Source organism: Aeromicrobium sp., from assembly GCF_014378035.1.
GTDB lineage: Bacteria > Actinomycetota > Actinomycetes > Propionibacteriales > Nocardioidaceae > Aeromicrobium.
Genome location: NZ_JACMOM010000091.1, coordinates 1 through 7,213, shown reverse-complemented (window position 1 = coordinate 7,213; position 7,213 = coordinate 1). Strand labels below are relative to the sequence as shown.

The 7,213-nt window shown below is 64.9% G+C and carries 7 protein-coding genes; 1 reads left to right on the top strand and 6 read right to left on the bottom strand.

The genetic code is table 11. From position 1 onward, the window contains the following. Positions 1-423: 423 nt before the first annotated feature. From H7290_RS04875 to H7290_RS04850, 6 genes are read right to left on the bottom strand one after another with little or no spacing between them, the layout of a single operon-like run. Positions 424-1,806, bottom strand: a complete 1,383-nt coding sequence (locus tag H7290_RS04875; protein WP_290512890.1) for an FAD-dependent oxidoreductase — start codon at positions 1,804-1,806, stop codon at positions 424-426. A 58-nt stretch (positions 1,807-1,864) separates the two neighbouring features. After that, positions 1,865-2,947 (bottom strand): ABC transporter ATP-binding protein, encoded by a 1,083-nt coding sequence (locus H7290_RS04870; RefSeq protein WP_290512889.1) that lies wholly within the window; start codon positions 2,945-2,947, stop codon positions 1,865-1,867. Then, positions 2,937-3,719, bottom strand: coding sequence for an ABC transporter permease (locus H7290_RS04865; protein ID WP_290512888.1), 783 nt, complete (start codon positions 3,717-3,719; stop codon positions 2,937-2,939). The genes H7290_RS04870 and H7290_RS04865 overlap by 11 nt, the downstream gene beginning before the upstream one ends. Beyond that, positions 3,716-4,534 carry an ABC transporter permease gene (locus H7290_RS04860; RefSeq protein WP_290512887.1) on the bottom strand — a complete coding sequence of 273 codons (819 nt, stop codon included), beginning with the start codon at positions 4,532-4,534 and terminating at the stop codon, positions 3,716-3,718. Before H7290_RS04860 ends, H7290_RS04865 begins: the two co-directional genes overlap by 4 nt. Continuing rightward, entirely contained in the window at positions 4,534-5,751 is a 1,218-nt protein-coding gene (locus H7290_RS04855) for an ABC transporter substrate-binding protein (RefSeq protein ID WP_290512886.1), read from the bottom strand. The genes H7290_RS04860 and H7290_RS04855 overlap by 1 nt, the downstream gene beginning before the upstream one ends. Then, positions 5,748-6,338, bottom strand: coding sequence for a cupin domain-containing protein (locus tag H7290_RS04850; protein WP_290512885.1), 591 nt, complete (start codon positions 6,336-6,338; stop codon positions 5,748-5,750). Before H7290_RS04850 ends, H7290_RS04855 begins: the two co-directional genes overlap by 4 nt. Positions 6,339-6,747: 409 nt before the next feature. On the opposite strand from H7290_RS04850, the gene H7290_RS04845 reads away from it, so the two are divergent. Further along, on the top strand, positions 6,748-7,213 hold a 466-nt coding region (locus tag H7290_RS04845), incomplete at its 3' end, for an SDR family NAD(P)-dependent oxidoreductase (RefSeq protein ID WP_290512891.1).

Genomic DNA, 7,213 nt, shown 5'->3' with positions numbered 1-7,213 from the left:
GGGGTCGACAATGCGCTACGTCCCTGGCCTGGGTGATTTCTTGGTCGAGCCCGTTGCTGAGCTCTGGTCCCGCGTCGAGGGTGATGGTGGTGATGCGGGTCCCGCAGCCAGCAGGCGTTCTTCTCCCAGAAGGTCGACCAAGCCAACTACGTGCTGGACGGCTCGCATCTTGAGCGCACTACTGCGAGTTCAACACCACTTGCGATAGTGCCATGCTGAGCGGCAGCTCCCTGCACCACAAGGATGGGAATGGCCCCAGGCCGGATCCCAGCGACAAACCTGACATCGACCCTGAGGTAGCAAGGGTCAACAACTTGTTCCCGGGCATCCAGCCACCCGCGACACCTGCAAAAGGCCTCACCTATGCTGCAGGCCGCATTATGCACGTGGACAACGTCGTCCCAGGGCAGGGGAGAGGGTCCGTCAGTGACGGCCGGTGACGGTATCGGCAAAACGGGCGAGCGGCGACGTTCTGTCGCGGCCGCGCGCCGCCTCGAGCTTGTCGGCGGCGCGGTACAGCCCGTACATGGCGTATGCGCCGAGCCACCTGGCGGGTTCTGGCTCCCAGCTTCGTACGGACCGGTTGGTCCACGGCAGCGCCGTGTACCGCGTCTGCCTCTCGGCAACGAGATCGGCTAAGGTCCGACCGGCGAGGTATGCCGCGGTCACTCCTTGTCCGGCGTAGCCCCCTGCGTGGCCGAGCCCGGTCGCCGGGTCGTACGTCACCGAGGGTGACCAATCGCGGGGTACTCCGAGTACTCCGCACCACGCGTGAGCGATGGTCGGTTTCGCCCCGGGGAAGAGGCCGATGAGGAGGTGCTCGAGCTGCTTGAGGGTCACCCGGTCCAGTTCCCCGTTTTGGTCGAGGCGGGAACCGAACCGGTAGGGTAGCCCGCGGCCGCCGATCGCGATCCGGCCGTCGGCGGTGCGCTGGGAGTAGAAGTAAGTGTGCTGGGCACCGCTCAGGCCCTCGCAGCCCGACCATCCGATCTGGGCCCACTCGGCTTCTGAGAGCGGCTCGGTCACGATCATCGAACTGTTCATGGGCAGGATGTCGCGGCGGTGCCCCGCCAGCCGGGAGGTGTATCCCTCGGTGGCGCGCAGCACGGTACGTGCCCGCACCGTCCCCTGTGCTGTCGTCACTGATCCGGCAGTCAGTTCGGTGGCGGTGGTTTGTTCCACGATCCGCACGCCGGCGTCCTCGACGATGCTGGCCAGTCCATTGACCAGCTTGGCCGGATTGAGTCGGGCCGAGTGCGGGCTGAACAACGCACCGAGCACGCCGGGCACGTGGATGCGCTCCTGGAATTGCTCCGCGCTGAGCAGGTCGACGTCGGATGCCGACAGCCCCCACTCGCGGTCCGTGGCGATTGCGGCCTTGACCCGGGCCAGCTCCGAGGGCGTGCGCGCAATCTGCAGGTAGCCGCTGTGGACGGCATCCACGTCGACCTGGTATGCGGCCATGACGGCCAGCACCTCGTCGATCGCCTCGAAGCAGGCACGTTGGAGGTCGATGACGCCGTCACGACCCGCTGGGCCGTCGGCCAGATGACGACGGAGGCCGACCATCTTGCCGGAGAGCCATCCGCCGTTGCGGCCGGAGGCCCCGAAACCGACGCGGTTGGCCTCGACGACGAGCACCGACGCGTCAGGGAGCGCCTGACGCACCCAATAGGCGGTCCACAGGCCGGTGAGTCCGGCGCCGACGATACACACGTCGACGTCGGTGTCACCCGTCAGGGCAGGCCGGGTGGGCGCGTCCAGTCCCGCGTCGTGCATCCAGAATGAGGTGTTGCCGTTAAGCATGAGGATCCTTCTCGGAGTTTGAATTGACTGTGGCGCGGGGCGGGCTGCGGGTTGAGGCCTACTCCTCGCCGGGCAGTACGACGGCATCGGCCACGTCCCAGGCCAGCAGGGCGGAGTCGCCCGGTACCACTGTGGACGCCAGTCCCGGCGACTCACTGACGACGCCGGCGGTACCGTCCGGCAAAGAGATGCCCAGCTTGCGCACGTGACCCAGGTAGGTCTCGCTCTGCACCCTGATTTCGAGAACGCCGGTCGGGTCGCCCAGTGGCAGCAGGCGTAGTCGTTCGGGACGGATCATCGCGATCGCCGCACCGGTCACCTTGTTGGGGTTGGTCACGGGAATCCTTCGCGACCCCGTGCGCAGCACGGACAGGTCCGGGGTATCGACCACGCCGCACAGCAGGGTGGACTCCCCGAGGAAGCGGGCAACGAAAAGCGTGGCCGGCCGGTCGTAGAGGTCGCGCGGTGTCCCGACCTGTTCGATGCCGCCATGGTTGTAGACCGCGATCCGATCGGAGAGGCTGAGCGCCTCCTCCTGGTCATGGGTCACGTAGACGAACGTGGTCCCGACCTGCCGGTGGATCGCCCGGATTTCTTCCTGGAGTGCATCGCGAAGACGTTTGTCCAGGGCGCCCAACGGGTCGTCCATCAGCAGCACCGGCGGACGGTACACAATGGCACGCGCGAGCGAGACCCGCTGCTGCTGGCCGCCGGAGAGCTCCTGGGGGGACCTGTCCGCGAAGCCATCGAGCTCCACCGTCCCCAGGGCTTCCTCGACCAGCTGGCGCCGCTTCTTCTTGGCGATCCCGCGCCGTTTCAAGGGAAAGCCGACGTTGTCCCCGACTGACAAGTGCGGGAACAGCGCGTAGCCCTGGAACACCATGCCCATACCCCGCTTATGGGTGGGGACGGCACGAACCGACTGGCCGTCGATCAGCACGTCGCCGTTCGTAGGTTCGACGAATCCGGCGATCATGTTCAGCGTCGTGGTCTTGCCTGATCCGCTGGGGCCGAGGAACGTCATGAACTCACCGGCCCAGATGTCCAGATCGACGTCGCGGACCGCCGGCGTCTCGCCGTAGTTCTTGGTGAGGCCTTGGAGCCCGACCGAGGATGGGGCGAGTGTCAGTTCATCGGACACGGTTCCTCCTGGAAATTGTTGTCAAACTGATGGCGATGAGGGCGGTGGTGAAGCAGATGATCAAGGTGGCGGCCGCGGCAAGGGTGGGATCCACTTCGCGCTGCAGGCTGTTGAACATGCGCACCGGCAGCGTCTCCAGGTAGGGGCTGGACAGGAAGATGGAGACGACCACCTCGTCGAAGGAGGTGACGAACGCGAACATGGCGCCGGCGAACACGCCGGGGGCGATGGCCGGCAACGTGACGGACCAGAACGTCGCCGCTCTGCCGGCACCGCAGACCCGCGCCGCCCTTTCCATGGTCCGGTCGAACGTCACGAGCGCGCTGCTGACCGGAATCATCACGAACGGAATCGCCAGCGCGATATGCGCGGCGGCGAACCCGGCGAAAGTGCCCACCAGGTGCAGCTTTAAAAACAGCGCGTAGGTGCCGACGCCGAACACCACCGAGGGGACCAGCATCGGTGTCAGAAGCAGTCCGGTCGTCATCCCGCCGCTGCGCGTTTTGCGTCGTGACAGCCCGTATGCTGCGAGCGTGCCGAGGACGGTGGCCGCGACCGACACGATGAGAGCGAGCTGCAGGGAGTTGAGCAGGCTTCCAAGCCACTCCCCGTTCTGGAAGAAGTTCGCGTACCAGCGCAACGACCAACCCTTTGGCGGGAACGACAGGGACCGCGCGCTGGTGAAGCTCAGCGGAATGACGACAAGAGTCGGTGCGACGAGCCAGGCCGCGATCAGGCTGACCAGCGCCCACAGGGGCCAACGGCGCGTCATAGCTCGAGCCTCCCCGCATCGGAGATGCGGGACCCAAACTTCTTCGAAACCGCCATGGCCAGGCCAAGCACCGCTCCTGCGGTGAGCAGCAGCGCGACGGCGAGTGCGGCACCGTGGCCCCACTGGAGCAGCTCGCTGATCTGGGTGTAGAGCGCATTCGGCAGCAGTTCCTGCTTGGGTGAGCCCAGGACGGCCGGAGTGACGTAGAAGCCGAGAGACATAATGAACACCGTCAACGTCCCGGCCAAGATGCCCGGCAGCGACAATGGGACGAAGACCCGCCAGAATGCCTGGCGTGGGCTCGCGCCGAGGATCTGACCCGCCTGGATGAGTTTGCGGTCGATGGTGCGCATGGTCGCATAGAGCGGCAGAACCATGAACGGCATCAGGACCTGGCACATACCGATGAGTACTCCGGGTGTCGTGCGCAACAGGTGTGCAGAGGGCAGACCGAGGCCATTGAGTCCGGCGTTGAGTACACCGTTGTCCTGCAGGATGACGACCCAGGCGAACGTGCGCACCATAAGGCTGGTCCAGAACGGCAGCAGCACCAGCAAGGTGAGAACGACCCTGGCACGCGGTCCCGCGACGCTCATCAGGTATGCGTACGGGTACCCCAGGACCAGCGTGATCAGGGTGACTCCGCAAGCCACCACCAGGGTGCGGACCAGCACGTCGATCGCGGTGGAGTCCGAAAGTAGCCAGGTGACGTTCTGAAGTCCCCAGCCCGGGAAGGTAAACGCCTTGATGATGAACGAGCCCACCGGGTAGACAAAGCACACGAGGACGAACAGGACCGCTGGGCCGATAAGCATTAGGCTCGCGCGATCCCGCCGGCGGGATCCCTTGGCCGGTGAGGGCTCCCGCGGGGCAACCGCCGGCCCTTCACGGGTGCGCTGGACGGTCCCGCTCCCTGGTTGAGCCACTTCGTCCAAGCGGCCGAGATCTTGTCCAGGTTGTCACCCCAATACTTGTAGTCGGGGCTAACGGCCTGCTCGAGGACCTCCGGGCTGGTCGTGTTGAACTTCGCCGCCTCAGCGGACAACTGCGGCTTCGAGTCGGTGTTCACCGGCGAGTAGCTGGTCAGTTCGGACATCTTCGCCTGCTGCTTGGAACCCAGAGCGTAGTTGATGAGGGCCATGGAGGAGTTCTTGTTCTTTGATCCCTTGACGACGGCGAACACGTCCTGAAGGGTGAAGCTGTCCTTCCATACGGGCTTGAAGTTCGACCCGTTCTCGTTCGCCTCGTAGATGCGACCGCTCCACGCGAAGACCATGTCTGCGGCGCCCGACTCGGCCATCTGGGTCTGCTGCGCACCGGTCTTCCAGGTGATGACGCTGGGTTTGATCGTCGACCACTTCTTGAGCGCCTTGTCGATGTCCAGCGGATATAGCTCGGATTCGGGCATTCCATCGGCGAGTAGGGCCGCTTCGATTACGCCGGGAGTCGGTATGGAGCGCCCGTCAATCGCACGCTTGCCGGGAAACTTCTTGGTGTCGAAGAAGTCCGACCAGTCCTGTGGCGGGGCGTCCTTGTACTTGTCCGCGTTGTAGAAGAAGCCGTACCCGTAGGCAAGAGAGGGGACGTAGCACTCACTGGGGGGCGTGTTCTTAGGCAGCTTGCTGGTATCGATGATCTTGTAGTCGAGCTTCTCGAACAGTTTGCCGCACTCAGAGGCGACGAAGGCCGGAGTCGAGTCGACCGCGTCCCACACAACGTTCCCGGAGTCGACCTGCGCCTTGACCTTGGCGTTGTCGGTGGGGCTGTCGGGTAGCACCGTGGCGCCGGACTCCTTGGCGAAGGGCCGGATAAGCGCTTCCTCCTGACCGTCCTGGAAGGTCCCGCCGTACGACACGTAGGTCATCTTGGTTCCCTTCAGCGCGCCGGCCTTCACACTCCCCACGCTCGACCCGGCGACTGAGTCAGCCGAGACGTCGGACTTGCCGGCACCACCTTGAGCGCAGGCGGCGGGCATGACCACGACGGCCAGAGTCAGTGCCACCAGGGTTGCGGGGCGTTTGGAAGACCTCATGCTTTGCTCCTTGCTGATCGTTGCGCCGGGCCGATGACCCAATGCAGGAAGGCGGTGTCGGTGGTGTGGTTGTGAATTCGGTGCGGCGAGCGGGACTCGAAGTCCAAACTGTCGCCGGCGTGAAGGACCAGCGAGCGATCGCCGAGTTCGATGGTGACCGCGCCCTGGAGCACCGCGACCACCTCGTGCTGGCCGGGGTGGCTGTACTGCTCCGGTCCGGTGGAGCCGCCGGACTCGAACTCGACCGCGTAGAAGTCCATCCCCCGGAGCGGGGCTCTGGTGAGCAAGGTCTTGCGGACGCCGTCGGAGGCCCGGATGACGGGCCGGTCCGCAGCGTGCAATGGACTTACGCCGATCTTCCCGTCAGCGAACAGGTCTGCGACGCCGATTTCGAGAGCGGAGGCGATGCGGGCCAGGGAGGCGATGCTCGCGCTGCTTAGGCCTCGCTCGAGCTGGCTGAGGAAGCCAGCACTGACGTCGGCACGCTCGGCCACGGCTCGCAGGGTCAGCCTGCGAAGATCGCGGTACTCCCGCAGCCGACGCCCCAGCATGTCTGTCTTGACTGCGCCTACATGACTGTCGACCACTTCAAACCTCCAAGACCAGAGCGAACATTTCGCTTAACGTAACGGGCGACTTTGTATAGTGCAATAGAAATCCGGAACTCACGACTTAAGTGGGATAGAACCTGTAACTCAATTTTTGTACCTACTGCTGTAGTCGGCTGCGGCGTTTGCGTCACGGAGAGATGCTCCGGATCTACGCGCCATCGAGGTTGGGGTCGTTCCTGTCGGCGTTTCACGTTCGGGCACGTCCGCCAGCTCGAAGTCGTCGCCTCTTGGTTCCTGACCGAGCTCGCTGCGTCTACGCAGTTGTTCGGTGACCCGGGCCCAGTAGTCGCTGACGGCCGCGAGGGCGGGAGCAGGTCGTTGGTGTTCGTCGACTTTGACAACATGATCACCGGCAGGCCTCGCGGCGGCCGAGGGCTACGAGGTAATACCAGCAGACGTCGACGAGCACGCTGGCCGGGCCGCGGCGGGCGAGATCAAGGGTCAAAGAGGTGCTGCGTCCTTCATCCCCGCCGATCTGGCAGATGTGGCCCCGGTCCGCTCGTTGATCGACCGGTCCGTCGAGACTTGGGGTCCAATCGCGGGCTTGGTCAATTATGCGGCGATCACTCGGAGCCTTGACTTCTTCGACGTCGACCCTGACGGGTGGCGTCGACTCTTCGACGTCAACGCCCGCGGCAGCTTCTTCGCGATGCAGCACGCGGCCCGATCCATGCGGGCGGCGGGCGGCGGGTCCATCGTCAACATCGCAAATATCGCCGGCAAGGGGTGGGCCGGTGCGTCGAATATCGCATACGCCAACGTGATCAGCGGGGTGCACCGCGCATCCGATGGCGTCGTAACCTTCAGGGGCACCGACATCACCCGCATGAAGCCCCACACGATCAGTCGGC

Coding starts and splice junctions, on each gene's coding strand:
- H7290_RS04855 (WP_290512886.1), bottom strand. CDS start 5,751: ATGAGGTCTTCCAAACGCCCCGCAACCCTGGTGGCACTGACTCTGGCC.
- H7290_RS04875 (WP_290512890.1), bottom strand. CDS start 1,806: ATGCTTAACGGCAACACCTCATTCTGGATGCACGACGCGGGACTGGAC.
- H7290_RS04865 (WP_290512888.1), bottom strand. CDS start 3,719: ATGACGCGCCGTTGGCCCCTGTGGGCGCTGGTCAGCCTGATCGCGGCC.
- H7290_RS04860 (WP_290512887.1), bottom strand. CDS start 4,534: ATGCTTATCGGCCCAGCGGTCCTGTTCGTCCTCGTGTGCTTTGTCTAC.